Below are 24,005 nucleotides of genomic sequence, written 5' to 3'. Positions count from 1 at the left end.
ACCGGCACCCGCACCACCCACATCACCGCACACCAAAACAACACCACCGTCTTCACCGCCCACATCACCACCACCCCCACCCACCCCCAACCCCAACCCCAACCCGACCCACAGCCCTAACCCACCCCACAGCCAGACACAGCCAAGCCGACACCCAACACACGCCACCCACCCAGCACCACACCCCCCTCAATGCCCCAACAACCCCGCCGACCAGTGCACTCGACCTACCGCCCGATCAAGGCCTCGGCGCACTGCCGGTCGCCGAGGTAGCACAACGCACGAAAGCCAACAGAGCGACGCCCAGCCGGCATCTCGCCAACCGCCAGCTCCTTCCCATCGCCTGCGCAGCAACCACGACCAACCGCCTCACCAGCGAAACCAGCCAACCCAGGACACCTTGGCGCGCATCAGCGAAACAGTGGCCCGGTCGAGGAACCCGCAGTCAGTCCAGCGGCCCACACCCGCTTCACCCCACACCACGACTCAGGCCATCGATCCTGACCGCAGACCGCCGGGGCCATGTGAGCGCCAAACGAACGCCAGCCTCAACACACTCCGCCGTCTCCCCTCCCCCTGCTCACGCTCGCCGCCGCGAACCCGAGCTCAACGGTGGGATGAACAGGAAACTCCACATCCGCCATTCGCCCACCATCCGCCGCCCACGGCCCGCCGCCTGCCGCCCACCGCCCACAGTCACGAACCACACCCCCGACCGCCACCCGCTGGCGGATGTGACCACCGACCACCGACCACCGACCACCGACCACACGCTGGAGCGGAACCCTCAGGCACAGTCAAGCCACCCGGCCGACAGTGGCGAGCACAGCACAGCACCACACCACGCAACCTAACCCCTCATTTACTCCTGGAAGGTTATATGCTTGATGTTCGACTCCCGAAGGAAGTGGCCGCCAAAATCCCGTGGCAGCACGCCCGCCTTCGCACAGTCGAGTGTCATCGCCGACACGGAGGGCTCCCTGAAGACACTCACCTTCGGAAACAAAGCGTCCGTCCGGATGCCACCTCAAAACGGTCGCCCTCAAAGCGGTCGCTCTCAAAACCGTCCCTCATAAGACCGCCGCTCTAAAGACCGCCGCTCACAAGACCGTCACCTCAAGCCCGTCACCTCAAGACCGCCACCTCAAGACCGTTCCCCACCCACATCCGCCCCCTCCCCGAAAGGCCAGCGCCATGACCGGACCCCTCAAGGGAAAGACCGCGCTGGTGGTCGGGCGGGCCGGGGGTATCGCCCGCGCCATCGTCATCGCTGCTCGCGACGCGGGAGCCGATGTCGTAGCCGCCGGCCGCGACCAAAAGGCTCTCGCCGACGCCTACGCGGGCGAGCCCGGAATCACGACCGAGACCGTAGACCTCACCGACGAAGCTTCCATCGCCGCCCTCGGCGAACGACTCGGCACCGTCGACCACGTGGTCTCCACCGCCTCCGCTCGGGCACGCGGCCGCGTCGCCGACCTGGACCGCGACGCGGTGAGACTCTCCTTCGACACCAAGGTCATCGGCCCGCTCATGCTGGCCAAACACCTGGCCCCGCGCATGCCCAAGTCCGGGTCGTTCACCCTCTTCTCCGGTGTCGCCGCGGCGAAGATCGCGGTAGGCACCCTGGCCGTGGCCATCACCAACGGCGCCGCCGAAGTCCTGGCCCGTTCCCTCGCCTTGGAGCTGGCCCCTGTCCGCGTGAACGCCATCTCGCCGGGGGTGATCGACACCGGCGCCTGGGACGGTTTCGGGGAGGAAGGCAAGGCGGAGTACTTCGCCGGCATCCGCGCCCGTAACCCGGCCCGGCGCATCGGCACCACCGACGACGTCGCCGACGCGGTGCTGTTCGCGATGACCAGTACTTTTCTGACCGGCGAGACAGTGCACATCGACGGTGGCGAGCCGCTCAGCTGACCGCAGCTGCACGACACAAGGCCCGGTGCCGGACCGCGGCCTGTCCCGCCGGGTAAGCAGTGGTGTCGCGCGCCGACCGGAACGCGGCCGCCCACCAAAGGGACCGGTGAACCGCAGCGCTGCAACAGAGCCGCTACAGCACGGCCATCACGATCCACCGATCCGCATCCGTCATGCCTGCCCGGGCGCCCGCCGGGCCGAGTTCGTCAGGCGTTCCGCGAACGCTTCGACGAGGCCGCGGAGTTCGTCGGGGCGGTCGATGACGAACGGCCGGTCCAGCGACGCGAGCACGGCGGGGAGCCAGTCGAGCCGGTCCACACGCAGGTCGACGCGGGACCAGGACTCGGTCACCGGGTATGCGCCGCCCTCGGGCGGCCCCTCCTCCACGATCGCGACGCCGGCGGGAAGGCGGGTGTGGATCTCCTCGGCCGTCCCCTGGACTCGCAGCGTCACCTCATGCCTGTACGGAGCCGTGGCGAGCCCTGTCAGGACGCGCTTCGCCGGGTCGAGTCCGGCGGGCGGTTCGAACGTGCCGGGCAGGGCCCTGACATCGGTGATGCGGTCGAGCCGGAACGTCCGGTCGTCGTCCGCGGTGAGATCCGCAGCCGTCAGATACCACTTGCCCGAATGGGCGACGACTCCGTACGGGTGCAGCGTGCGTTCGCTGCGCCGACCGTCGGCGGCGGTGTACCGGATGGTGATCGGCTGGTGATGACGCACCGCGTCGGTGATCGAGAGCAGGACCGTGGATTCCGCGGCGACGGCCTCGCCGGGCGGGGCGGTGAAGGTAAGGGATCCGGATACGGCATCGAGTCTGCGGCGCAGCCGTTCCGGCAGCACCCGCCGGATCTTGGCCGCCGCTGTCTCGCTCGCCGTGCCCATGGCCGTCGTCAGGCCGGCTCGCCCTCCCGCGACCAGTCCCAGGAGCACGGCGAGCGCCTCGTCGTCGCTCAGCATGAGCGGAGGCATGCGGTAACCGGTGGCCAGCCGGTAGCCGCCGTAACGGCCACGCACCGACTCGACGGGTACGTCGAGGTCGATTAGGTGGTCGACGTAGCGACGTACGGTCCGTTCGTCCACGCCGACCCGCTCGGCGAGTTCGGCGGCCGTCCGGATACCGCCCGACTGCAGGAGCTCCAACAGGGTGAGTACACGGGCAATGGGTCGAGGCATGTCCAGAAGTCTCCCATTCATACCGGGCGGGTTCCGTCCGGTATCGGTCGTAGCCTGCGACCAGTAAGACCCACCGACCGACCAGGAGTACGTCCATGAACTTCGTCTCTGTCCGCATCATCACGGGCGGCGTCGCCCGCCTCGTCGACTTCTACGAGCGCGCCACCGGAGTATCTGCCGCCTGGTCCAACGAGGACTTCGCCGAGATCAGGACGGCCTCCGCCACTCTCGCGATCGGCAGCACCCGTACGGTCCCCCTGTTCGCGCCCGGCTCGGCCCGCCCGGCCGACAACCACAGCGTCATCATCGAATTCCTCGTCGACGACGTGGACCGTACGCACAAGAACCTGACCGACTTCGTGACGGACTTCGTCAACGAGCCCACCACGATGCCCTGGGGAAACCGCGCGCTCCTGTTCCGTGACCCCGACGGCAACCTGGTCAACTTCTTCACCCCCGTCACACAGGACGCCATCGAGAAGTTCGCTCGCTGAGCACCGCAACGCGACAGGCTGCCAACCCCGGTGAGGCAGGCGTCGGTCGGACCAGCGTCTCCGTCTTTCCGTCGCGACCGTGCCCGCCTCCGGCAGGGAGGCGGGCAGACGGTGAGGCGCGGTCCGGCGTGATCGGACGTCCGGCGATCTCTACGCGTACGGGGACTTGGCCGCGGGCTCCCCCACTGCCGCGGGCTCGGCGCCGCCTTCGCTGAGGCCGTACCGTCCGTGGAGTCTCCGCAGGAAGCGGGGCGCGTACCACGCCGAGCGGCCGAGCAGGCGCATCGCGGCGGGTACGAGGATGCCGCGTACGGCGACGGCGTCGATGAGGACGGCCAGTCCGCTGCCCAGTCCGAACATCTGCATGAAGCTGAGCTTGGCCGTCCCGAACGCGAAGAAGCTCACCGCGAGCAGGCAGGCCGCGGCGCTGACGATGCGTCCCGTGCGCCCGAGGCCGTTGGCCACGGCGGACTCGTTGTCCTCGCCCGACTCGTGGAGTTCCTTGATCCGGCTGGTGACGAACACCTCGTAGTCCATCGAGAGGCCGAAGGCGATGCAGAACATCAGCACCGTCATCGACACCTCCATCGGCTGCGCGGTGAAGCCCAGCAGCGAGGAGAGGTGGCCGTCCTGGAAGATCCAGGTCATGACGCCGAGGGTCGCTCCCAGGCTGAGCATGTTGAGGACCAGCGCGCGCAGGGGTTGCACGACGCTGCCGGTGAACAGGAACAGCAGGAGGAAGGTGGTGAGGACGACCAGAGTCACCGCGAGCGGGAGCCTGCCGGCGATGGAGTCCTTGGCGTCGACCAGTACGGCGTCGGTTCCGCCGACCAGAGGTCGCGACCCGGCGGGCGGGGTGACCGCCCGCACCTCGTCGACCAGGCGCTGTGCCTGCGCCGACTTCGGTGCCAGGGTGCTCACCACGTTGATCTGCTGCGCGCCGGGGCGGCCGAGCGCGGCGCTGCCGGGGCCGGTCGCTGTGGAGCGTCCGTGGGCGTAGGTGCCTGTGCTGGTCTCCACGTGGACGACGCCTTCGAGTGCGGAAAGTGCGACCGCGTACGAAAGCAGGGGGGCCTTGTCCAGGGGCTTGTCGATGACGACGTGGAGGGCGGCGTCGTCGGTGCCGTTGAAGTTCTGCCGTAGTGCCGACGCTACCTGGCGGCTGTGGGCGTCCTCGGGCAGCACGCGTTCGTCGGGCGTCCCGAAGGAGATCCCCAGCAGGGGGCTCGCCGCCAGCAGCAGTACCGCGAGGACGGGCAGCGCGGTGAGCGCCGGGCGCCGCATGACGGTGCGGGCCAACCGTCCCCACAGCGGCACGCGGGTGTCGGTGTGCCGGGTCTTCGCCCATGGCAGTCGCCCGCTGTTGACGCGGTGGCCCAGGACGACGAACAGGGCCGGCATGACGAACAGGGTGCTGCCGGCCGCGATGGCGACGACACCGACCCCGGCATAGCCGAACGAGCGCAGGAAGTACTGCGGGAACACCAGGAGCGCCCCGAGCGCGGCGGCCACGGTCGCGGCGGAGAACGCGATCGTCCGGCCCGCGGTGGTCACTGTGCGCCGGACGGCGTCGTCCACGCTCGCCCCTGCCGCGAGCTGTTCCCGGAATCGGCTGACCATCAGCAGGGCGTAGTCGATGCCGAGGCCGAGACCCAGTGCGGTGGTCAGGTTGACCGCGAAGACGGAGACTTCGGTGACGCCGCCGAGGACGAAGAGCTCCGCGAACGTGCCCGTGATGGCGATGGTTCCGATGGCCAGCGGCAGCAGAGCCGCGACCACGCTGCCGAAGACGACCAGGAGCAGTACGAGGGTGAGCGGTACGGCGATGGACTCGGCCAGGACGAGATCCTCGCCGGACTGCTTCCCCATCTCGCTCGTCACGGCGGCGCCGCCACCGGCCCGGATCGTGAGTGCGTCCTCGTAGGGTCCGGCGTAGGCGTCGATGACGCTCTTGGCGTTCTCGTCCCGCTCCGTGCCGTCGCCCTTCACATGGGCGAGCACCAGGGCTTCGTGGCCGTCCTCGGAACGGAGATCGGCACTGGCCGTGTCCCAGTACGAGACCACGTTACCCAGGTTCCGTTCCCTCTTGAGGTCGGCCACCAGGGCCAGGCCGCTGCGCCGGGCCGCCGGGGCGTCGACACGCCCCTCGGACGCACGGACCAGCAGGACCAGGTTCGTCTCCCCGCCGAACTTCTTGTCGATGACCTCCGCGGCACGGCTGGACGAGGAGGTCGGATCGTCGTAGCCGCCCCCCAGCAACTTGCCGAAGGCGCCGGCTCCGGCGGCTCCCATGAGGGCCACAGCCACTACGGCGACGACCAGTACGAGCCGGGACCGGCGAATCACCAGTTCGGCTATGCGTTCAAACACGCACGATCTCCTTTGCGTCCATTGCGGGAGGACTGGATCAAGCGACCTGCGTCCCAAGGGGATCCCGACCCGGGCCTCCGTAAAGCCTGTTCGTCCCGACCGGGCGGATGCGATGACGCACCTCGTCGCCGACACGACGCTAGTGAAACGGCGGAAGATTTGGCAGTGTCAGATTTTCCTCACAGTCCGCAACTTCACGGTGCGCGGCTGGAGTTGCCGTCGTACGGTCGGCGCATGCCCACTGACGAACACGCAACCGCCCCGCTCTCCCTGCGCCGGCGCCGGCGGGCGGCGGCCGTCCAGGAGATCCTGGACGCGGCTGAGCGCCATATCGCCGAACACGGTCCGGCGGCCCTGTCGCTGCGCGCGATCGCCCGCAGTCTGGGGATGACCGTGCAGGCGCTCTACCACTACTTCCCGAGCCGGGACGACCTCGTCACGGCGCTCATCGCCAAGGCCTACGACGCCTTGACCGAAGCGGTGCAGACCGCGGTCGACGCCGCCACGGACGACTCGTCCCAGGAGCGCGTCCTCGTCGCGGCCGAGGGGTACCGCCGCTGGGCCGTCACCCACCCCGAGCGGTTCCAACTCCTCTACGGAACCCCGCTGCGGTACTACGCGGCTCCCGTCGAGGGCCCGACCACCCAAGCCATGCGGCGGATGAGCGCGATCTTCGAACGCGAGCTGTTCGGCGAGTACACCACCGCACAACTCGCCGCCGCCGACGCCCCTGGTCTCTCGGCTGCGCTCGTGGCGTACCTGGACCAGCTGCCGCCCACCGGTCGGCGGGATCTGCCGCCCCCCGCGACAGCGCTGATCATGAGCGCATGGGGACACCTGCACGGCCTCGTCGTCCTCGAGGTCTTCGGGCACACCTCGTTCCTCGGTGATCACCAGGCCGAGATCTTCCGCATGGCGATGCGGAACCTGTTCCAGGACATCCACAGCCGGATCCCCGCCGCCGGACCAGACACCACGGCAACGGATCCGCGGCCACGGGAACAATCCTCTTCGGCCGGTCGATGACCCGCGTGGCGGAGGAGCCGGGAGCTTCCACCGTCCCCCGACTCGATCTATTCATGCGGGCGTTACGAGGCTCTCGGTCAGCCGCCGCGCCAGGGCGACGGCGCCCTCAGCCCAGCGCTGGCGCACGGTAGGGGCGGAAGAACGCCCGCAGTTCCTCCGCGTACAGTTCGGGTTCCTCGAACGGCGCGAAGTGCCCGCCGCGCGCGGGTTCGTTGAAGTACGCGACGTTCGCCGTGCGTTCGAGCCAGGCCCGCGGCGGGCGGACGATGTCGCCGCGGAACAGCGAGAAGCCGGACGGCACCTCGACCCGGCGGGCGAGCTGCGCGGGCGGGATCGCGGCGTTCGCGTGGTACATGCGCATCGACGAACCGATCGTCCCCGTAAGCCAGTAGAGCGTGGCGTTCGTGAGGATCTCGTCCTTCGTGAAGCTCCGCTCGATGTCGCCGCCGCAGTCGCTCCACGCCCGGAGCTTCTCGACGATCCATGCGGCGAGCCCGGCCGGTGAGTCGGTGAGCCCGACGGCGGCGGTCTGGGGCTTCGTGCGGTGCATGGCACCGTAGGCACCCTCGCTAGCGCCCCAGGCCGCGACGTCGTCGAACCACGCGCGCTCCTCCGGGGCGAGCTCGGCCGGGTCGCCGGTGAAGACGGGCAGGCCCCCGTCCATCCGGTGGACGGCGACAACCCGGTCCGGGTGGTCGAGTGCGAGGTAGCGGCTCACATGGCTGCCGACGTCGCCGCCCGCCGCGCCGAACCGCGCGTAGCCGAGGGCGCTCATGAGTTCGGCCCACAGGCCGGCTACGGCGATGGAGTTGAGGGGCGGGCCGGTGGGCCGGTCGGAGTAGCCGTAGCCGGGCATGTCGGGCACGACCACGTCGAACGCGTCGGCCGGGTCGCCGCCGTGCGCGCCGGGATCGGTGAGGAGCGGGACGACCTTCGTGTAGCGCCAGAAGGAGTCCGGCCAACCGTGACTGAGGACGAGCGGCAGGACGGAGCCGGTCGGCGCGACGGCACGGGCGTGCACGAGGTGGATCCCCAGGCCGGCGAGCCGGATGCGATGGCGGGGCAGCTGTGCGAGCGCGGCCTCCTGCGCCGCCCAGTCGAACCCGTCCGCCCAGTAGGCGACGAGTTCACGGAGGTAGGCGATGTCTGTCCCGAGAGCCCACCCGGCGTCTTCGGGCTCGTCCGGCCAGCGTGTCGCACGCAGCCGGGTGCGGAGATCCTCGAGCGCCGCGGGCTCGGTATGCGGGGTGAACGGTTCCAGGCCAGGCAGTGCGTCCGACATGGCACGCATGCTAACGCTCCGGAGACGACCGCCTGATCAGGACCCGCGCGCCGTCGCACACCTGCGGCAGACACGTACGGAGACACGTGCGGCAGACACGTAAGGAGACACGTGCGCGACAGCACGGCACCCCACGCGACTACGTCCACGGACTACCTGGCCCGCCGCGGTCGCGAACCACGTCGGGCACCCTCGCCTCGAACAGCGGCTGCCCCATTCCGACGCCGTGCCCTCACCCGCGCGGACGTCGAAACACAACTCCCCGCACGCGCACCAGAATTCATTTCACGTTGAACCACCAAGATCTATGCAAGCGCGCCCGCCGTACCGATTCTTGTTGTCATGCACCTGCGGCCCGACTGGCGGGCGGCAGTTACATGGAGGTGTGGAATGCGCCGAAGACTCGCCACCGCTCTCACCGCGTCCAGCCTGTCCCTGGTCGCTCTCATCGGCACCGCGGGCACCGCACAGGCCGCCGTCCCCGCCGACAAGGCGCAGGTCCTGTCGAGCTGGACCCAGACCAGCGCGTCCAGCTACAACACCTGGGCGGCGGCCCGATCGAACCAAGCCGCCTACGCGTCCTACCAGTTCGACTGGTCGACGGACTACTGCTCCACCTCTCCCGACAACCCCTTCGGCTTCCCGTTCGCCACCTCCTGCGCGCGGCACGACTTCGGATACCGCAACTACAAGGCCGCGGGCACCTTCTCCACCAACAAGTCCCGCCTCGACAGCGCCCTTTACGAGGACCTCAAGCGCGTGTGCGTCAACTACGGCGGCGCCACGAAGACGGCATGCGACGGCACCGCGTGGACCTACTACCAGGCGGTCAAGGCCTTCGGCTGACCGACCCGCTCAGGACGCAGCGGGTCACGAGGCACTGCGGACCTCTCGTGACCCGCTCCACCGGGGCTGCCGGGCGGCGAAACCGAGCGTCCGAGCGCACTTCCGGCAGCGCCGGGGTGAGCGTCCCGGTCTTCGGACACGGACGGGTCCCTGGCCGTCTCTCTTCTAACAGTCAATGTCATGGCATCCGACTTGATAGGCAAGGAAACACTTGCCTATGGTGTCGGCCATGGCGGACGATGTGTTCAAGGCGCTCGCCGACCCCACCCGTCGGCGCATCCTCGACGAGCTGGTGGAACGGGACGGGCAGACCCTGTTCGAAATATGCACTCGACTGCTGACGAAGCACGGCCTGGGGATGTCCCGCCAGGCGATCAGCCAGCACCTGGCCGTACTCGAATCCGCGGGCCTGGTCGTTTCGCGGCGCCAGGGCCGCTACAAGTTCCACGATCTGAACACCGAACCCCTCGAGCGCATCGTGACACGGTGGCTCAGGCCCGACGCACCGGAGAGCGACCCATGAAGATCCACCTGTCCAGTGTCTTCGTCGATGACCAGGAGAAGGCCCTGCGTTTCTATACCGACGTACTGGGGTTCGTGAAGAAGCACGATGTCCCACTGGGCGAGGACCGGTGGCTGACCGTGGTCTCACCCGAGGACCCGGAGGGGACGGAACTGCTGCTCGAGCCCTCCGGTCATCCCGCGGTGCAGCCGTACAAGACGGCGCTGGTCCAGGACGGCATCCCGGCCACCTCTTTCGCCGTCGACGACGTACAGGCCGAGTTCAACCGGCTGCGCGCGCTCGGTGTGTTTTTCACCCAGGAGCCGCTGGAGATGGGCCCGGTCACCACCGCGGTTCTCGACGACACCTGCGGCAACCTGATCCAGATCGTGCACAGCAAGTAGCCGAACGCTGAAGAACGACGCGGTAGGGCTTGGAGCATCGTTGTCGATCGCCGGGTCCCTCACCCGCACGGAGCATCGAGTCGCGTGGCACGGCCAGCACGTCGTACGCGACCCCTCACACGGCGCGCGGGCCGGCTCCGTCCGAGGTCCGGCCCTCCCCCTGGTACCGGCTCGACTGTTCGGCCGTCCCTGAGGCGAGGATGCGCAGAGCGTCGTACGACGGGCTGCCGGGCTCGGCGGTCAGGACCATGAGCCGCTGTCCCGAGCCGTCGGGGCTGCTCCACGTGTCGCAGTCCAGCCTGAGATCTCCCACCCGCGCATGCCGGTAGTTCTTGGTGCCGTAACTGGAGCTGACCACACGGTGCTCGGCCCACCAGGAACGGAAGTCGGTGTCCTGGGCCGACAACTCGCCCACGAGCCGGGCGAGTTCCGGATCGTCAGGGTCCCCCGCGGCCTCCATGCGCAGCGCGGCGACGGCGTCGCGGGCGTCCTGCTCCCACTCCCGGTGCATGCCACGGACGATCGGGTCCATGAACAACAGATACACGTAGTTGCGTCGGGCTGACGGCATCGACGAGAAGTCCGTGTACAAGGCCACGGCGGCGGGGTTCCAGGCCAGGATGTCCAGGCGTTTGCCGAGGACGACGGCTGGGGCTCCGGTGAGCTGGTCGAGCAGCCGTCGCACGGCGGGCCGCACGTACTGCGCGGACCGCCGTCGACGCGGCCGTGCGTCCGTCCTGCCGGCGAGTTCGTACAGGTACCTCTGCTGGTCGTCGTCCAGGCGCAGCGCCCGGGTCAGGGTGACGAGCACCGATGCGGACGCCCGGACACGGCCCTGCTCCAATCGCGTGTAGTAGTCGACACTGATCGCCGCGAGCTGGGCGACCTCCTCACGGCGCAGCCCAGTGACCTTGCGAGGGGAGTCCGTGGCGGGCAGGCCGCACGCTTGGGGTGCCAGCTGCGCTCGGCGTGCTTTGAGGAAGGCACCGAGTCCGCGGGGATCAGATACCGGAGACATGCTCTCCATTGTCACGCGGGCACCGCCGGGATGAGGGGGCAGGTTTTTTCCCGGGCAAGGACTTGTCTCTTTTGCGTATCTGGGGCCGCACCCAGGGTGGAGGCGTGCCCGGGACGAAGCCGGGCTGGGAGCCGACCACATGAGCGCGCCTCCCCCTGAGACAGCGAAACGGAGATTCCCGTGGCCAAGACCACCGTTGCCTTCGACAGCGCCGGCATTCCGCTCGTCGGCGATCTCTACACCCCCGAATCTCCGGCGGAGGGTCCCCGTCCGGCGATCGTCGTCGGCCACCCCGGCAGTGGCGTGAAGGAGCAGACCGCGGGCCTGTACGCACGGCGTCTGGCGGAGAAGGGCTTCGTCACGATCGCCTTCGACGCGGCCTACCAGGGCGAGAGCGGTGGCGAGCCCCGCGGTCTGGAGGACCCGTCCCACCGCGTCGAGGATCTGAAGGCCGCCGTCTCCTTCCTCACCTCGCGCGGCGAGGTCGACGCCGAACGTATCGGTGCTCTGGGCATCTGCGCCTCCGGCGGTTACGTACTCCCCGCCGCCGCGAGTGATCACCGCATCAAGGCCGTCGGGACGGTCAGCGCCGTCGACATCTCCCGCCAGTTCCGCCTGGGCGCCGACGGAGCCCAGGATCCGGCCGTGTTCCAGGACCTGCTGGGCGCGGCCGCGCGGGCACGCACCACCGAGGCCCGGGGTGAGGAGCCGCCGGTCCTGGCCCTTTTCCCCGACACCGCCGAACAAGCCCGGGCGCTCGGCGGAGAACACGGCGCCGAGGGCTTCGCGTACTACCTCACCCCTCGCGCCAGGCATGTCCGCTCCGCGAGCTTCCTCACCTGGTCAAGCATCGACCGGATGGCCACGTTCGACGCCTTCGCCCCGGTGCCGCTGATCGGCCGACGTCCACTGCTCATGATCGTCGGGACTCGCGCCGTCACCGCGTGGATGAGCGTCGAAGCGTTCCAGCGGGCCATCGGACCCAAGGAGATTCACTGGATCGAAGGCGCCGGCCACGTGGACCTCTACGACAGGAAGCAGTACGTCGACCCCGCCGTCGACAGACTCGCCGCCTTCTTCGCCGACTCCCTGGGTCGGGCTGCCTGAACCCTGAGTCGGTACCCCCGTCATCGCTTCCGCACGGCTCTGCCGGCCGGGCGCGGGGCGAGAGCCCGGAACGAGGGGCCGGGGGCTTGCGTCACGGTCCGTCCTGCCGCGCGATCGTGTCACCCAGCCGGATCGTGCCCGGCTCCAGGACGTCCAGGTACACCCCGAGGCACGCGAGCCTGCCCAGACCGAGGACGGGTGTCCGGTGTTCGCGGGCGATCGCGCGCATGACGCCAGGGTCGGCTGCCAGTTCGTCATGGCCGAGGGTGGGAACCACACAGCGGGGCGTGGGCACCACCACGCGGAACAGTGCCTCGCCCACGCGTACTCGCCGGTCCACCCAGGTGTCCTCCACGAAATCCTGTCGTCCGCCCGTGTCGACGACCAGGTTCGGTCGGAAGCGGCGCGGATCGAAATCGCTGTCGGGATATCTGGCCCGGAGTCCCGCCAGGGCGGACGTCGTGACGAGGTGCACCCTGCCGAAGTCGAAGAACGTCCCCGCGGCCACGTTCCCGACAGTGATCTCCTCCCCCGTACCGTCCACGCGAGCCGTCGCCCGCACCGCGTCCGGGACGCCGCCTTCGTACGAGGGCACGGCGCGCTCCAGCGTGCTGTCCGCCGGAGCACCTGCCGAGACGAACACGTGGCGGCCCAGCAGCTTGGACAGCCGTACGTCCAGTTCGGGGTCTCCGACGGGGAGGACCACGCCGTCGGGCAGTTCGACCTCGACGGCGCTGTCGTCGGTCGACCGGCCGCGGCACCGCAGCAGTTGCCCCCATTTACGCGGGTGCTTGACGCTCCCGATCGCTCCGGTGCCGTCGAGGACGGCATAGGTCCTGTCCCCGACGAGCCCCGCGTGGGTGACGGCCGCGGACAGCAACGACTCTCCGAGCATGGACTTCACCGGATACCGGCACAACGCGACCACAGTCCCCATGGAGATCGATCATGGCACCGGGCACGGCTCCTCGGCCAGATCGCCCGCACGACTGCGATCACGCCCGAAGCCCACTGGACGCCAACTACTCGTGCGTTCCCGCCAGTTTCCCTCTCCCCCGCCTGTAGAGATCACCGCCGTCCCCGTCCGGCGTCTGACCCCGCGAACGGGCTCTATGCCCCCGACGACCGCTAGCAACACCGCACTTGGGAGCTGACGGGGGGGCGGGAAAGGGAAGGGGCGGAGCCATGCTCACCTCGCGAGCCGACCATTCGCCTTCGATCTTGACAATCCGCTGCCGTGACCTGAAGGCTGACCAACCAGTCGGTATGGAGGAATGGACTGTGACCAAGCTGAGTATCCCCACTGCTGCGGGCGTGTTCGACGCCATCGCGGCGGGACCGTCCGAGGGCCGCCCGGTACTGCTGCTGCACGGTTTCCCCCAGACAGGGCTGGCGTGGCACCAGCAGATCGCCGCGTTGGCCGCGCGCGGCTACCGTGTCGTGGCACCCGACCAACGTGGCTACTCCCCCGGTGTCCGCCCCGACCGGCCCGAGGACTACCGCATCGGTGCCCTGGTCGACGATGTCGTCGCGATCACGGAGGAACTGGGCTGGGCAACGTTCGACCTGGTCGGCCACGACTGGGGAGGCGCGGTGGCATGGTGGACCGCGGACGCCCACCCGGGGCGCGTCCGTACCCTCGCCGTTGTCTCGACCCCACACCCCGGCGCCCTGGCCGGCGCCCTGCGCACCGACCAGGACCAGCGCGCGCGATCCCACTACATGACCGACTGGCGTGAGACGCCCTCGACCGAGGAGCAGATGCTCGCCGACGACGCCCGGCAGCTTCGTAGCCTCTACGCCGGAAAGGTCCCGCGGGCCAGTGTCGATGCGTACGTGCGGCACCTCTCGCGGCCCGGCGCGCTCACCGCGGCGCTGAACTGGTACCGAGCGGGTCGGCCCGACGGCACGATCGGCCTCGTCGATGTGCCCACGCTGTACGTCTGGAGCACGAAGGACGCCGCGTTCGGCCCGGCGGCCTCACAGACGACCGGGCAGTGGGTCAGCGGACCGTACCGGTTCGAGACGCTCCACGACGTCAGCCACTGGATCCCCGAAGAAGCGCCCGGGACACTGAACGGCCTCCTGCTCGAACATCTGCGAGCACACGGCGAATAGGGCACCACGGCGGAAGCCCGGCTTTCGGACGGGCCGTCAGCGCGGCCCGGGGGCCGGCGGCGTACCCGGACAGGGAACGCCGCCGGTCCAGGGACCCTCTGGGCGGCCGAAGCCGGGATGGACAATCCCCACCCCACCGTCGCGGTGCGTCGTCCGGCCGCACGAGATCCGACGAACCGCCGGTGGTCACGCCTCGACGAGATCGCCCGTCGCGGGATTCCGCGCAGGAACCGCGGCGGTGCGACGACGGGCCAGCACTCCGGAGTACCAGTATCCGCCGATCATCAAGGCGATGAGGACGATGGTCTCGGTGCTGCCGAGTACCCAAGTGGAGGCGCTGACCACCTTGTCGGGCAGCCTGGGCAGGTCCTCCGGTGAGATCGCGGTCGCGGAGTGCTTGGCCGTCTCGGCCTGGAACGCCTGGTTGCGAGCGGAGCCGTGCAGGAAGGGGGCGACGAAGAGCAGTGACATCGCGAGCAGGGTCTCGACGGTGACCACCGCGGGGAACTGACGCACGAGGATGGTGCGCAGCGGCCGCTCGTCGCCCGCGGCCCGCAGGGCGTCGATCCGCGGGTGCAGCCAGAACTGGTTGAAGGCACCGAGCAGGAGCAGGGTTCCGAAAATGAGGATCTTCACGCCCAGGACGCGGCCGTACATCGTCGTGAACAGCTGCGAGGGGCCGTCGACATGCTCCCAGTACAGGAAAAGCCCGGACAGGGTGATCGCGGTGACGCAGCTCATGGCGGCGACCGAGAAACGTCGGATCGTGGGCGACCAGAAGGCGGCGCGTTCGGCGGGCGGGAGGGCACCGGGAACGGCCAGCAGTGCGAGTCCGGCCAGCCCGCCCAACCAGACGGCTCCGCCGAACAGATGCAGCATCCACATCCCCGTCTCGAAGATGGTGCGGCCCCACTCCTCGGGCGTCGCGTCCGGGAACCTGGTGGTACCCAGGGCGATCACTCCCGCACCCAGGCCCGCTATGAGCAGCCCCTTCCGCGCGGGGCTGTTCGAGGCCGCCCGGAAGGCGAGCGGGGCGATCAACGCCGCGCCGACCAGCAGCATGGTCACCTCCAGCCCCGACAGCCGTCCGGCGTTGGTGCCGTCGTAGAGGGTGTTCCAGGCGGCGTCATAGTGGAATCCGCCGCTGTCCCCGGCGTGGGCCAGGTCGGTGAGCACGGCCGCGCAGGCCAGTACTCCCAGGACGACCGCCGCGCGGGCGAGTCGGGACGTCACCGCGGCGAGGGTGTCAGCGCCGATCCGGCGTGCCACAGGTCCCGCCGCCGTCAGGGCCAGGGCTGTCACCCCGACAAATCCCATCAGGGTCACCCACGTTGCCCACGCCACGGCACTGTCCTCGAAGGGACCGAGCGGCGTCGACGGCGCCGGCGCCGCGGAGAACTGCAGCAGACCGGACGTTGGATCGGACAGGGGCATGACGGACCACCCTCTTGGGAACGGAGACGAAGACGAAAGCGACTTAGGTTAGGCATTCCTTACTTGAAACGTCAACATGTGCACGCTCACCTGAGGACACCGCCCCAGAGCGTCGGAGCCAAGTGGTGGCGCTTCCGGCGAGAGAGTCTGCGCGGCCGGCCGCTCGCCTCCCCCGAGAGCCCGGGATGTGAGCGGGCAGTTGGATCGGGGGGTGGCGCCCACCTGCGAAGGCGTCGCCCGACAAATGGCCCGCATGTCATCCGCACTTGGCGCCGGTGACGAGCCACAAGCGATACCCGGCGTCGACGGGCAGGCACTTCGCGCGGCGATCGACGCGGAGCCGGCCCGGTTCGGTGAGCACGACATCAACGCCGCCATGACACCGGTCGCGTTCGACGAATCGGCCGAGACCACCCTCGCCGCGTCGCTGACCGAGCACCCGTGGGATGTCGTGGTGCTCAACGGTGGGATCCGCAAGGCCGAACAGCTGCTTCCGCTCTTCGAGAAGACCGTGAACCTGATTTTCCGTCATGCGCCCCAAGCCGTCCGCGAGTTCAACCCCAGTGGCGGAGACAGCGTCGAGGCGGCACAGCGGTGGCTCTGATTCCAGCCGTCCGGTGACCAGGCCCCCTGGGGCGTCCACTCGTTCCATGAGGACCAAGGGGGCGATCGTCGACATGGACCGAGCTCCGCGCGTTCCGGGTCCATTAACCAACGCCAGAAGGTCGCCATGGCCGACCCGGTCATCGCGCTGAAGTACGGCGAGCACAGCCTTGGCCATGCGGGTACCGCTCGCGCCCGTGACCGCGACCGCGAACCGTCATGTTCTACTCGGTCACGATCCCCTTTCGCGGCTCACCGCACGGGCAAGGCCCCCGTAGCGCACCGGTCCGGCACTGTCCCGCCCGCAGTGGCCGAAGGCCGTCACGCCGCCCGGGTCCGGCACATACGCTGATCCCCAGGACGTCCGGCACGGCACTAACCGATGACGCGGATCGGCTGCCCCGCCCCGAACGCGGCGATGTCTTCCACGGCGTCGCGGTAAAAGACCTCGTACAGTTCGCGGGTCACATAGCCGATGTGCGGGGTGAGTACGGTGTTCGTCAGCGTGCGGAAGGGGTGGTCAGGAGGCAGTGGCTCGGTGTCGTAGACGTCGAGTGCCGCGCACCTGATCGCTTCGCGGCGCAGGGCATCCAGCAGTGCGTCCTGGTCGACGAGGGGGCCGCGCGAGGTGTTCACCAGGATCGCGGACGGCTTCATCGCGGCGAGTTCGGCACGGCCGACCAGCCCTCGAGTGCGGGAACTCAGCACCAGGTGCACCGACAACACGTCCGCACCGGCGAAGAGTTCCTCTTTGGTCACTGCCCTCACCCCGTGCTCGGCGGCGCGTCCGGGTGTGAGGTTCTGGCTCCAGGCGATGGTGTCCATGCCGAAGGCCTGGCCGATCCTCGCCACCCGACTGCCCAGGTTTCCCAGCCCGAGGAGGCCGAGAGTCCTTCCGCGCAGCTCGGTGCCGAGCGTGCGCTGCCAACCCTCGCCCCGCATAGATCGCTCCTCCGTCGGCAGGTTGCGTGCCGCGGCGAGGATCAGCGCCCAGGTGAGTTCGACCGTGGGCCCGGGGTAGTACCCGGTGCCGCAGACGACGACTCCGTGCCGGGCGGCGGCCGCCAAGTCGATGGCGGCGTTGCGTGGACCGGTGGTGACCAGCAGTTTCAGATCGGGCAACCGGCTCAGAACGTCGGCTGTGAAGGGCGTCCGCTCGCGCATCGCGACGACTGCCTCGAAGCCGGCGAGCCTGCCGACCAGTTCGTCGACGTCCGGGATGTGGCTGCTGAACACCTCCACCTCGGCGTTCAGACCGCTCCAGTCGGCGCAGTCGAGTGCGACGTTCTGGTAATCGTCGAGCACTGCGATCTTCATGCGAGCGATGCTAATGCCGCGCGTCGGGATCTGGCCGCAAGGTGCCCATCACCACGACGGGCACGCCGGTCTCGTCGGGTGCGCGGGCCTGATGTCCGCGTTCTGACAGGCCCAGGTCGACGACGCCCCGGTCGTCCGTGGTCGAGCCGGCCTGTGCTCACCGGACCTTGCCGTCATGTGCGGCATGTGGACCCGCCCGTCGGCGGGGCGACGGCTGGGCACCACCCGTTGGCCGCCGCGAGGTCGGCAGCTCTCGGGTACGCCGGGTCGGGGAGAAGAACAGGATGAGTGCCGCGAGCGGGACCCCCGCTGTCGTGATCGTCATTGCGGCGCGGATGCCAAGTACGGTTCCGAGCGCGCCGCCCAGCAGCGCTCCGAGAGGGATCGTCCCGGGCACTGTCCCACCTCCACCTCCACCCCCGTCCGCCGATCACCACGGCCCCTGGGGACCGTCCCTCGCCCTCACCGCCTTCGCCGCCGGTCCGCCGGACGGCGTGCGGGCGGCTCGCGACGGCGCGCGGGCAGCCCTGCGGCCGACTCTGAGCTCCCTTGGCCGCGCGCCGGGGGTGAGCCGGACCACCTCCAGGAGAGCGGTCCAGGAGGTGCGGCCGGTCCCCAGGGCGGCGACGAGCGAGAAGGGCCAGCCGGGTGGTGCGTGGCGTTGCCGCGGCCGTAGGGGTGACAGAACGAGCGGTCCGGCACGGTTCCGGTGTCGGGCCGCGGCCACGGCCACGGCGAGACTTCGACGGCCAGGACCAGCCGACCATCTGCCCAGATGCCGGGCCTGCTGATCTGCACGGGTCAAGGATGTCGCGGCCGGTCTGTTGCGATGACGTCCAGTGCGACTACGTCCGGCTGTTTCCGGCTGTTCCTCGCCCCTTGGACGCCGTTTTGCCGGAGCGGCAACAGGAGTGGCGTGACCGGGCCGCGATGGGGGACGTTGGGCCCGTGACCGAGAACATCACCGCGGGATCGCCCGCGTCTGACACTTCTTTTCCTGGCGACGGATACGTCGGAGACCCCGCGGTGCGGGCGGAGTGGGACAACCGATACGCCGACCGACAACAGTTGTGGAGCGGCCAGCCCAACGGCGCGCTCGTGACCGAGGTCGCCGGGCTCACGCCTGGGCGAGTGCTCGACGTCGGCTGCGGCGAAGGCGCGGACGCCGTCTGGCTCGCGCGCGGCGGCTGGGACGTGACCGCGCTCGAGGTCTCGGGCGTGGCGTTGGAGCGGGCGGCCGGGCACGCGCGGGACGCAGGCGTCGCCGTCCGCTGGATACACGCCGCGCTGACGGAAGCGGCGCTCCCGCCGGCCTCCTTCGACCTGGTCTCCGCGCAGTATCCAGCCCTGCTGCGCACCCCCGACGCCGCAGCCGAGCGAGCGCTGCTCGCGGCCGTCGCGCCCGGCGGCGTGCTGCTGCTCGTACACCACGCGGGGATGGACACCCAGCAAGCGCACGACAGCGGCTTCGACCCGGCCGACTACGTCTGGCCCTCGATGGTGGCCGCCCAACTCACCGACGACTGGAAGGTGGAGGTGAACGAGCAGCGACCACGCGTGGCACCCGACGGCGGCGCCGGCGCGCACCATGCCGCCGACCTGGTGCTGCACGCGCGACGGCTGCGCTGAGCCCCTCCGCTCACACCACCGCCGAGGTCCGCAAGGTCGTCGAGCGGCTCATCGCCGCAGGCCTGTGGGTCCCGAGCGATCCGGCGATCCTGATCGTGCTGGACGCCGGCTACGACGCAGGGATTCGACGCGACGAACGTCGTGCAGCAGGCTCACCCTCGCGACCTTGGAATGACCAGCAGCATCTGGCACGCGGCGGGTGGGCAGCGTGCGAAGCCTGGTTTCTTCCGTGATGCGACGGCGTGTTGTCGGGAATGGGTGGTGAGTCGCCCTGTGCTGGCGAGCGCGGCGACTGATGTCGCGCATGCTAGGCCGGTGGCTGTCAGAACGCCCCAGGTCAGCCAGAGAGCGTCGTGTCGTTCGGCGCAGTCCCACAGGGCACCGGTGGCGGGGTTGCCGAGCGTGATACCCAGACCGGAGACGGTGTTATAGAAGCCGTAGTGGGTGACGACGATGCGGTCACCGGACAGCGCGACCACGGTGACCATCTCGAAGGGGAGACCACCGCACTACCCGCTGCGACCAGGACGACGGCGGTAACCAGTGCGGCAACGACTGCGGTAGTGGCGTCGGACGGGGTGAGAGCCAGCGGAACGAAGGCGCACCCCATCACGACCAGGCCCCGTACCAGTGATTCATGGGGAGACCACCGTTGTGTGGCCCAGCCGGTGAGCCTCAGCTGCGCCACGACCGCCACTGCGGCCGAGATGACGAAGGGCCTGCTGGTGACCGTCGTGCCTCGTGATCCCAGCGCGTTGGATGCCGCCAGCGGGAGAGCCGGGTAGACCTGGAACGTCAGGACGTATGAGCCGATCATTGCGACAGAGAAGAGCAGGAAAGGCCGGTTCGCCACGACGGTGCGCCACTGGGCCAGCACGCCTTCTGCCGCCGCCTCTGTGGCTTCGGCTTTCCCACGGCGCGCGGGCAGAGCGCGCCACTGCAGCAGGGTCAGCAGGGTCAGCAGGGTCAGCAGGGCGAAGATTGCGGAGGCGACGGTACGGACGAGCCTGAAGTCGCCTGCTAGGAGGGCGAGTGGTCGGCTGCGGAAATCCTTCGGGGGTTGACGTTGGAGTCCCAGCAGTGCGGGGTGACTGTCAAGGATCCAACCGGCATCGTCTCATCGGACAGCTGATCGCGGGTCTGACGTCTCGTTGAGGTTGGACTCGGCGCAGGGGTCACGCCTCGAATTGGTGCAGGTACGCTCCGCTGGTGTCGAAGAAGAAGCACCACGCCGCGGTCCGCGCCGCCGGCGCGGGCATTGTTGTCGAGAAGGCTCAACGAGCGGCGGTTCCGGTCGAGATAGCCCGTCGTCGCCTGCGCGTAGGTTCGGGAGTCCTCGGCGGGGCCGTAGGCGGCGCCATCGTTATACCTGCGCTCTTGGAGCGATTCGGGGTGATGCACTCTGGCGCCTGGGTGCCCGCCATGTTCGCGGGGTTGGCCTTGGCGATGGGCTTTCCGCTCCTATACATGACATCTCACTCAGTACGTCACGGCCCTGGTTGGCAGCTTCTCACTGCTCGGACCGTCACGGGCAGCCGCACGGTCGATCTGAGCAAGCTGACGCAGATACGTCGAGTTCGCGTCCCCAGCAAGACCGGCTGGTTGGACGAGTTCTGGATCAAGGACTGTCGAGGCGTCGTCCTTCTTGTGGACAAGGAGGCACTCATGGGTCCCATGGGACAGGCGGTGGTTCACAGTTCGGGGATCTCAGGCTCGCTGGGAACCGTGAAGATCTCTCGACATGCGGCCGTCGGACTTGGCCTCAATGAGCCCTCAACTGTCCAACAGGCAGCTCGTGCATGGGCGGATTTTCTTCTCGGGATCCTGATCCCCGGGGCCGTTGCCGTTCTTGGAATCCTGGCGAGCTGGCTCACCAGATCAGCGTGAGACACAGCCGAGGAAATGGCAGAGGATGTTGATCACCCCGAACGATTCGCCCGAGATTGGCCGTTGCCTCCCATACCCCTGGGCCGCGCCGCATGCCTTATTCTGACCGCTGCCGAGCGCCACCGGCTCAAGAAGATGGCCTATGGCCACAAGCCTCAGCACCAGGCCAGGCAGCGCGCCACAGTCGTCTTGCCCGCGGCCGGGGCAACGCCCGGATAGCTGCCGAAACCCGGCTGCACGTGGACACGGTGCGAACCTGGCGCGGTCGGTTCGCCGACGGCAGGCTGCCGGCCCCGGCCGACCGAAATCGCACAGGACGTCCCGCACGCTTCACCCCGGTGCAGGTCGCCGAGGCCGAGGCGCCGGCCTGCCAGTTGCCTGCCGAGGTCGGCACGCGCTTGTCGTGCTGGCTCCCTGGCCGATCCGTGGTACCGAGGGTACCATCGGTACCATGCCGCATACCAAAGCCATGAACCTACGTTTTCCCGATGCGGAGCAGCGTGCCGCGATCGAGGCTGCCGCGCGGCAGGAGGGCGTCAGCCTGCAGGAGTACATCCTGTCTGCTGCCTACGCTCGCGCCACTGCCGTGGAAGAGCGCTTCCTCGACGCGTTCCGGGGGTCGATGTCCCGCAGCGGCGATGCGTTTGCCGAGGAGGCCGGCGCGGCCGCTCCCGGGGCGGAGCAGCGCGCTGCGGAGTTGGAGGCGCGGCGGGATCTTGAGGAGCAGCAGAAGCGGGGCCACGCCGCGTGACGTCGAACGAGCCGCTCCAGCCTCTTGAGGTGGCGTTCTTGCTGCACGCCGCGCAGTTGCTGCCTGGTGATCCGCAGGTTGACGACTACGGTCCGCTCTATGCAGCGGTTGCCCGGATCAACGCGCGGGCCATGGAGCGTGACATCTACGGATCCCTGTATCTCAAGGCGGCCTCGCTGCTCCAGACGCTGGTGAGATTGCCGTGTCTGGAGCACTCCAACGAGGCCTTCGCCTGGCATTCCACAGAGGCTTACCTGGCCCTGAACGGGTGCCGGCTCGACTACCTGCCCAAAGAGGCGGTCTCGCTGGTAGGGGACGCCGGCTCCGGGAACATGGGCGTGGGACTGATCGGCCGTCAGCTGCGGGCGTGGAGTGTTCTCTGACCCGTCTGGTGCGGGATCCACTCACCCACCAGAACCGCGCCATGAGCCGCTGGACTGAGCGCTGAGGGACTCGGCGTCAAGGGCTGGAGTCGGGTAGACCGTACGTGGCGGCCCGGAGCGGTGTTCGGTCACGCACGGCTTGCTCCTGGCGCGGAGCGGTGGCGGGAGCCTTTCGGATGATGGAACGGTTCGGGGCGTCCGGCCGGAATCTCGTCCGGTACGCCGCTTCAGGGTTGCCCGTTCGCCAAAACAACAGGCGACACAAAGCTGTCGCTGTCAGGCCAGGCGGCCATGTAAGTACCAGGCTGTCATCACTTCGAGTCACCGATGGCCACGTTCCCTCGCGAACGTTGCGGGAGCTGCCACTCCGAGAGCGACCACTGCCACCCCCGGGTAAGTGACGATGTACGTCGCCCGGGACCTGCAGCATGCGGTGGACCTCAGGGGCTGAGGCGTTTAGATCTTTGTATTTGAGCCTGTACCGACCCGTGAGCGGCCCTGGGAAAACGATCGACTCGCGTTCGAGCGGCTACAGCACCGGCTTCAGCGGCGGGGTGCCGCAGCCGCCCGGGTCGCAGCCGAGTGGCCGGCACACTTCGCCGCCTTCGACTTACTACGCCTGTCACCGCGCCCGCACCGACCTCACCCCCGCCGACGTCCCGCACGCCGAGGCATCCGCACGACCGATGCGCAGGCAGCCCCGACCGGTGTCGGTCCCGGCCGGGGCTATGTGCGTGACTGTGAAGGGCGGTCGCCTACGCGGCGAAAGGCTCCATGAGGCTTCAGCCGAACGATCGTCCTCATGGGCCAGAGGTGAGGCCCGGGGACACTGTCCCCTTCACAACCACGCCTGATGTAACCCGAGTACGGCCCCGGATGTTCCCCGCCCGGCACGACCACGTGGACCCCGACGGCTGCCGGGAGCACGGCTACGGACGGGTGCTCTTGAACCGCACCGCGGAACCCCACCGCGCCTGCTGATCAGACATGCACCAACTGCACAGAGGCAGGCCTCCAGGCCCGTAACGCCAGGTCTGCCGCTGACACCCCGCACACAGACCGACCTGGGAGCCCTCGAACTCGGTCTACCAGGGTGAGCGGGTGTCGCGGCGCGCTTCCGGGGTCTGCTCGGGCAGAACGCTGTCTTGGTCGGTGCGCAGCAGCATGCCCGGGTCGGGTTCGAAGTCCTCATTGGGCGGTGCCGGCTGGTGGAAACGCTCTGTGCGCGGAATGGTGACTTCCACCAGCCGGCCCTCCTGGAACATCCATAGCCCGAAGCAGTCGTCGTCCTGGTCGCGAAGCAGAACTTGCACCGTGTGCGGGTGCGCCACGGTAGCGACTCCAGGTGCCTGAGCAGGCCCTTGCGGGCACGCATTTTCTCGAACTCCAGGGCCCACCCGAACTCGTAGCCCCAGTGCCCCGCTATTGGGACGAAACGGCCTCGCCACGTCCGTTCCGCGTCGTCCTGGGTCAGCGGTTCCATCACCTCGTCCGACCAGCGGGCGAGCACGATGACCTCGGCATCTCTACTCATGCCGGAGTATCACCGCATCGGCCAGATCCACCGCAACCGAATTCCTCAACCCGCCGAAGCAGGCAAGCGTGGGCGGATTGGCGACGGGCTCTTCAGAGGTCGTTTTGAGAGTATTCGCTAGTAGGACTCCGTTAGGTCTTTCTTGATCTTGTTGTCGTGCGGGCTCTGGTGGGGAGGGGTTGCCGGCAGCTGCTGCAGATCCCGGTCCAGCAC

21 protein-coding genes and 4 pseudogenes are annotated in these 24,005 nt (G+C 68.9%); 14 read left to right on the top strand and 11 right to left on the bottom strand.

Annotated elements, in window-relative coordinates:
• The first annotated feature begins 1,194 nt into the window (after nt 1–1,194).
• On the top strand, nt 1,195–1,914 hold the full coding sequence (locus ACFVTC_RS42135) for an SDR family oxidoreductase (protein ID WP_390135055.1): 720 nt from the start codon (nt 1,195–1,197) through the stop codon (nt 1,912–1,914).
• 171 nt (nt 1,915–2,085) lie between these two features.
• On the opposite strand, the gene ACFVTC_RS42130 is transcribed toward ACFVTC_RS42135, so the two are convergent.
• A complete protein-coding gene (locus ACFVTC_RS42130; protein WP_390135053.1) occupies nt 2,086–3,087 on the bottom strand; it encodes a helix-turn-helix transcriptional regulator in 1,002 nt (333 codons plus the stop codon).
• Nucleotides 3,088–3,182: 95 nt separating this feature from the next.
• Between ACFVTC_RS42130 and ACFVTC_RS42125 the strand changes: the two genes are divergently transcribed.
• Nucleotides 3,183–3,581, top strand: coding sequence for a VOC family protein (locus ACFVTC_RS42125; RefSeq protein ID WP_390135051.1), 399 nt, complete (start codon nt 3,183–3,185; stop codon nt 3,579–3,581).
• A gap of 150 nt (nt 3,582–3,731) precedes the next feature.
• On the opposite strand, the gene ACFVTC_RS42120 is transcribed toward ACFVTC_RS42125, so the two are convergent.
• Nucleotides 3,732–5,951, bottom strand: a complete 2,220-nt coding sequence (locus ACFVTC_RS42120; protein WP_390135049.1) for an MMPL family transporter — start codon at nt 5,949–5,951, stop codon at nt 3,732–3,734.
• Between the two features lie 234 nt (nt 5,952–6,185).
• Between ACFVTC_RS42120 and ACFVTC_RS42115 the strand changes: the two genes are divergently transcribed.
• Nucleotides 6,186–6,977: a TetR/AcrR family transcriptional regulator gene (locus ACFVTC_RS42115; protein WP_390135047.1), complete on the top strand. Its 792-nt coding sequence runs from the start codon at nt 6,186–6,188 to the stop codon at nt 6,975–6,977.
• A 106-nt stretch (nt 6,978–7,083) separates the two neighbouring features.
• On the opposite strand, the gene ACFVTC_RS42110 is transcribed toward ACFVTC_RS42115, so the two are convergent.
• Entirely contained in the window at nt 7,084–8,259 is a 1,176-nt protein-coding gene (locus ACFVTC_RS42110) for an epoxide hydrolase family protein (RefSeq protein ID WP_390135045.1), read from the bottom strand.
• A 390-nt stretch (nt 8,260–8,649) separates the two neighbouring features.
• Here ACFVTC_RS42110 and ACFVTC_RS42105 point away from each other — a divergent pair, with 390 nt between their 5' ends.
• The 3 genes from ACFVTC_RS42105 (at nt 8,650) to ACFVTC_RS42095 (ending at nt 10,011) form a co-directional block, all read left to right on the top strand.
• The gene (locus ACFVTC_RS42105) at nt 8,650–9,105 is read left to right on the top strand and encodes a phospholipase (RefSeq protein WP_390135043.1); all 456 of its coding nucleotides are present in this window, start codon (nt 8,650–8,652) and stop codon (nt 9,103–9,105) included.
• A gap of 229 nt (nt 9,106–9,334) precedes the next feature.
• Entirely contained in the window at nt 9,335–9,628 is a 294-nt protein-coding gene (locus ACFVTC_RS42100) for an ArsR/SmtB family transcription factor (RefSeq protein WP_390135041.1), read from the top strand.
• A complete protein-coding gene (locus ACFVTC_RS42095; protein ID WP_390135039.1) occupies nt 9,625–10,011 on the top strand; it encodes a VOC family protein in 387 nt (128 codons plus the stop codon). Before ACFVTC_RS42100 ends, ACFVTC_RS42095 begins: the two co-directional genes overlap by 4 nt.
• A gap of 115 nt (nt 10,012–10,126) precedes the next feature.
• On the opposite strand, the gene ACFVTC_RS42090 is transcribed toward ACFVTC_RS42095, so the two are convergent.
• Nucleotides 10,127–11,029, bottom strand: a complete 903-nt coding sequence (locus tag ACFVTC_RS42090; protein ID WP_390135037.1) for a helix-turn-helix domain-containing protein — start codon at nt 11,027–11,029, stop codon at nt 10,127–10,129.
• Between the two features lie 180 nt (nt 11,030–11,209).
• Between ACFVTC_RS42090 and ACFVTC_RS42085 the strand changes: the two genes are divergently transcribed.
• Nucleotides 11,210–12,136, top strand: a complete 927-nt coding sequence (locus tag ACFVTC_RS42085; RefSeq protein WP_390135035.1) for an alpha/beta hydrolase — start codon at nt 11,210–11,212, stop codon at nt 12,134–12,136.
• Nucleotides 12,137–12,227: 91 nt separating this feature from the next.
• Here ACFVTC_RS42085 and ACFVTC_RS42080 read toward each other — a convergent pair whose 3' ends face one another.
• A complete protein-coding gene (locus tag ACFVTC_RS42080; protein ID WP_390135033.1) occupies nt 12,228–13,073 on the bottom strand; it encodes an MOSC domain-containing protein in 846 nt (281 codons plus the stop codon).
• A 344-nt stretch (nt 13,074–13,417) separates the two neighbouring features.
• On the opposite strand from ACFVTC_RS42080, the gene ACFVTC_RS42075 reads away from it, so the two are divergent.
• Nucleotides 13,418–14,254, top strand: coding sequence for an alpha/beta fold hydrolase (locus ACFVTC_RS42075; protein WP_390135031.1), 837 nt, complete (start codon nt 13,418–13,420; stop codon nt 14,252–14,254).
• Between the two features lie 186 nt (nt 14,255–14,440).
• Here the strand turns inward: ACFVTC_RS42075 and ACFVTC_RS42070 are convergent, their stop codons facing one another.
• Nucleotides 14,441–15,688 carry a copper resistance D family protein gene (locus ACFVTC_RS42070; RefSeq protein WP_390135029.1) on the bottom strand — a complete coding sequence of 416 codons (1,248 nt, stop codon included), beginning with the start codon at nt 15,686–15,688 and terminating at the stop codon, nt 14,441–14,443.
• 253 nt (nt 15,689–15,941) lie between these two features.
• Here ACFVTC_RS42070 and ACFVTC_RS42065 point away from each other — a divergent pair, with 253 nt between their 5' ends.
• A complete protein-coding gene (locus ACFVTC_RS42065; protein ID WP_390135057.1) occupies nt 15,942–16,292 on the top strand; it encodes a hypothetical protein in 351 nt (116 codons plus the stop codon).
• A gap of 374 nt (nt 16,293–16,666) precedes the next feature.
• Here ACFVTC_RS42065 and ACFVTC_RS42060 read toward each other — a convergent pair whose 3' ends face one another.
• The 3 genes and pseudogenes from ACFVTC_RS42060 to ACFVTC_RS42050 all read right to left on the bottom strand — a co-directional run.
• Nucleotides 16,667–17,608, bottom strand: coding sequence for a D-2-hydroxyacid dehydrogenase family protein (locus tag ACFVTC_RS42060; RefSeq protein ID WP_390135027.1), 942 nt, complete (start codon nt 17,606–17,608; stop codon nt 16,667–16,669).
• Nucleotides 17,609–17,765: 157 nt separating this feature from the next.
• Nucleotides 17,766–17,999 (bottom strand): annotated as a pseudogene (locus ACFVTC_RS42055) (MFS transporter); the annotation flags it as partial.
• 171 nt (nt 18,000–18,170) lie between these two features.
• A pseudogene (locus tag ACFVTC_RS42050) lies at nt 18,171–18,379 on the bottom strand (transposase); the annotation flags it as partial.
• A gap of 177 nt (nt 18,380–18,556) precedes the next feature.
• On the opposite strand from ACFVTC_RS42050, the gene ACFVTC_RS42045 reads away from it, so the two are divergent.
• A complete protein-coding gene (locus ACFVTC_RS42045) occupies nt 18,557–19,237 on the top strand; it encodes a class I SAM-dependent methyltransferase (RefSeq protein WP_390135025.1) in 681 nt (226 codons plus the stop codon).
• Nucleotides 19,238–19,500: 263 nt separating this feature from the next.
• Here the strand turns inward: ACFVTC_RS42045 and ACFVTC_RS42040 are convergent.
• Nucleotides 19,501–20,270, bottom strand: a pseudogene (locus ACFVTC_RS42040) (MFS transporter); the annotation flags it as partial.
• 176 nt (nt 20,271–20,446) lie between these two features.
• On the opposite strand from ACFVTC_RS42040, the gene ACFVTC_RS42035 reads away from it, so the two are divergent.
• From ACFVTC_RS42035 to ACFVTC_RS42020, 4 genes are all read left to right on the top strand, one after another.
• Nucleotides 20,447–21,124, top strand: coding sequence for a hypothetical protein (locus ACFVTC_RS42035; protein WP_390135023.1), 678 nt, complete (start codon nt 20,447–20,449; stop codon nt 21,122–21,124).
• A gap of 92 nt (nt 21,125–21,216) precedes the next feature.
• Entirely contained in the window at nt 21,217–21,597 is a 381-nt protein-coding gene (locus ACFVTC_RS42030; protein ID WP_390135021.1) for a helix-turn-helix domain-containing protein, read from the top strand.
• Nucleotides 21,576–21,875 (top strand): DUF1778 domain-containing protein, encoded by a 300-nt coding sequence (locus ACFVTC_RS42025; RefSeq protein ID WP_390135019.1) that lies wholly within the window; start codon nt 21,576–21,578, stop codon nt 21,873–21,875. The genes ACFVTC_RS42030 and ACFVTC_RS42025 overlap by 22 nt, the downstream gene beginning before the upstream one ends.
• Nucleotides 21,872–22,258 (top strand): fic family toxin-antitoxin system, toxin component, encoded by a 387-nt coding sequence (locus ACFVTC_RS42020; RefSeq protein WP_390135017.1) that lies wholly within the window; start codon nt 21,872–21,874, stop codon nt 22,256–22,258. The genes ACFVTC_RS42025 and ACFVTC_RS42020 overlap by 4 nt, the downstream gene beginning before the upstream one ends.
• Before the next feature lie 1,085 nt (nt 22,259–23,343).
• On the opposite strand, the pseudogene ACFVTC_RS42015 reads toward ACFVTC_RS42020, so the two are convergent.
• A pseudogene (locus ACFVTC_RS42015) lies at nt 23,344–23,792 on the bottom strand (hypothetical protein).
• Nucleotides 23,793–24,005 lie beyond the last annotated feature (213 nt).

The organism is Streptomyces sp. NPDC057950 (assembly GCF_042887295.1).
GTDB classification, from domain to species: domain Bacteria; phylum Actinomycetota; class Actinomycetes; order Streptomycetales; family Streptomycetaceae; genus Streptomyces; species Streptomyces kaempferi.
Note: the sequence above shows the minus strand (reverse complement) of the source record. Positions and strands in the feature narration are given on the sequence as shown.

Excerpts from the sequence above, each read along its gene's own strand:
- ACFVTC_RS42135 (WP_390135055.1), top strand. The coding sequence starts at position 1,195 with ATGACCGGACCCCTCAAGGGAAAGACCGCGCTGGTGGTCGGGCGGGCC.
- ACFVTC_RS42130 (WP_390135053.1), bottom strand. The coding sequence starts at position 3,087 with ATGCCTCGACCCATTGCCCGTGTACTCACCCTGTTGGAGCTCCTGCAG.
- ACFVTC_RS42125 (WP_390135051.1), top strand. The coding sequence starts at position 3,183 with ATGAACTTCGTCTCTGTCCGCATCATCACGGGCGGCGTCGCCCGCCTC.
- ACFVTC_RS42115 (WP_390135047.1), top strand. The coding sequence starts at position 6,186 with ATGCCCACTGACGAACACGCAACCGCCCCGCTCTCCCTGCGCCGGCGC.
- ACFVTC_RS42110 (WP_390135045.1), bottom strand. The coding sequence starts at position 8,259 with ATGTCGGACGCACTGCCTGGCCTGGAACCGTTCACCCCGCATACCGAG.
- ACFVTC_RS42105 (WP_390135043.1), top strand. The coding sequence starts at position 8,650 with ATGCGCCGAAGACTCGCCACCGCTCTCACCGCGTCCAGCCTGTCCCTG.
- ACFVTC_RS42100 (WP_390135041.1), top strand. The coding sequence starts at position 9,335 with ATGGCGGACGATGTGTTCAAGGCGCTCGCCGACCCCACCCGTCGGCGC.
- ACFVTC_RS42095 (WP_390135039.1), top strand. The coding sequence starts at position 9,625 with ATGAAGATCCACCTGTCCAGTGTCTTCGTCGATGACCAGGAGAAGGCC.
- ACFVTC_RS42090 (WP_390135037.1), bottom strand. The coding sequence starts at position 11,029 with ATGTCTCCGGTATCTGATCCCCGCGGACTCGGTGCCTTCCTCAAAGCA.
- ACFVTC_RS42080 (WP_390135033.1), bottom strand. The coding sequence starts at position 13,073 with ATGGGGACTGTGGTCGCGTTGTGCCGGTATCCGGTGAAGTCCATGCTC.
- ACFVTC_RS42070 (WP_390135029.1), bottom strand. The coding sequence starts at position 15,688 with ATGCCCCTGTCCGATCCAACGTCCGGTCTGCTGCAGTTCTCCGCGGCG.
- ACFVTC_RS42065 (WP_390135057.1), top strand. The coding sequence starts at position 15,942 with ATGTCATCCGCACTTGGCGCCGGTGACGAGCCACAAGCGATACCCGGC.
- ACFVTC_RS42060 (WP_390135027.1), bottom strand. The coding sequence starts at position 17,608 with ATGAAGATCGCAGTGCTCGACGATTACCAGAACGTCGCACTCGACTGC.
- ACFVTC_RS42030 (WP_390135021.1), top strand. The coding sequence starts at position 21,217 with ATGCCTTATTCTGACCGCTGCCGAGCGCCACCGGCTCAAGAAGATGGC.
- ACFVTC_RS42025 (WP_390135019.1), top strand. The coding sequence starts at position 21,576 with ATGCCGCATACCAAAGCCATGAACCTACGTTTTCCCGATGCGGAGCAG.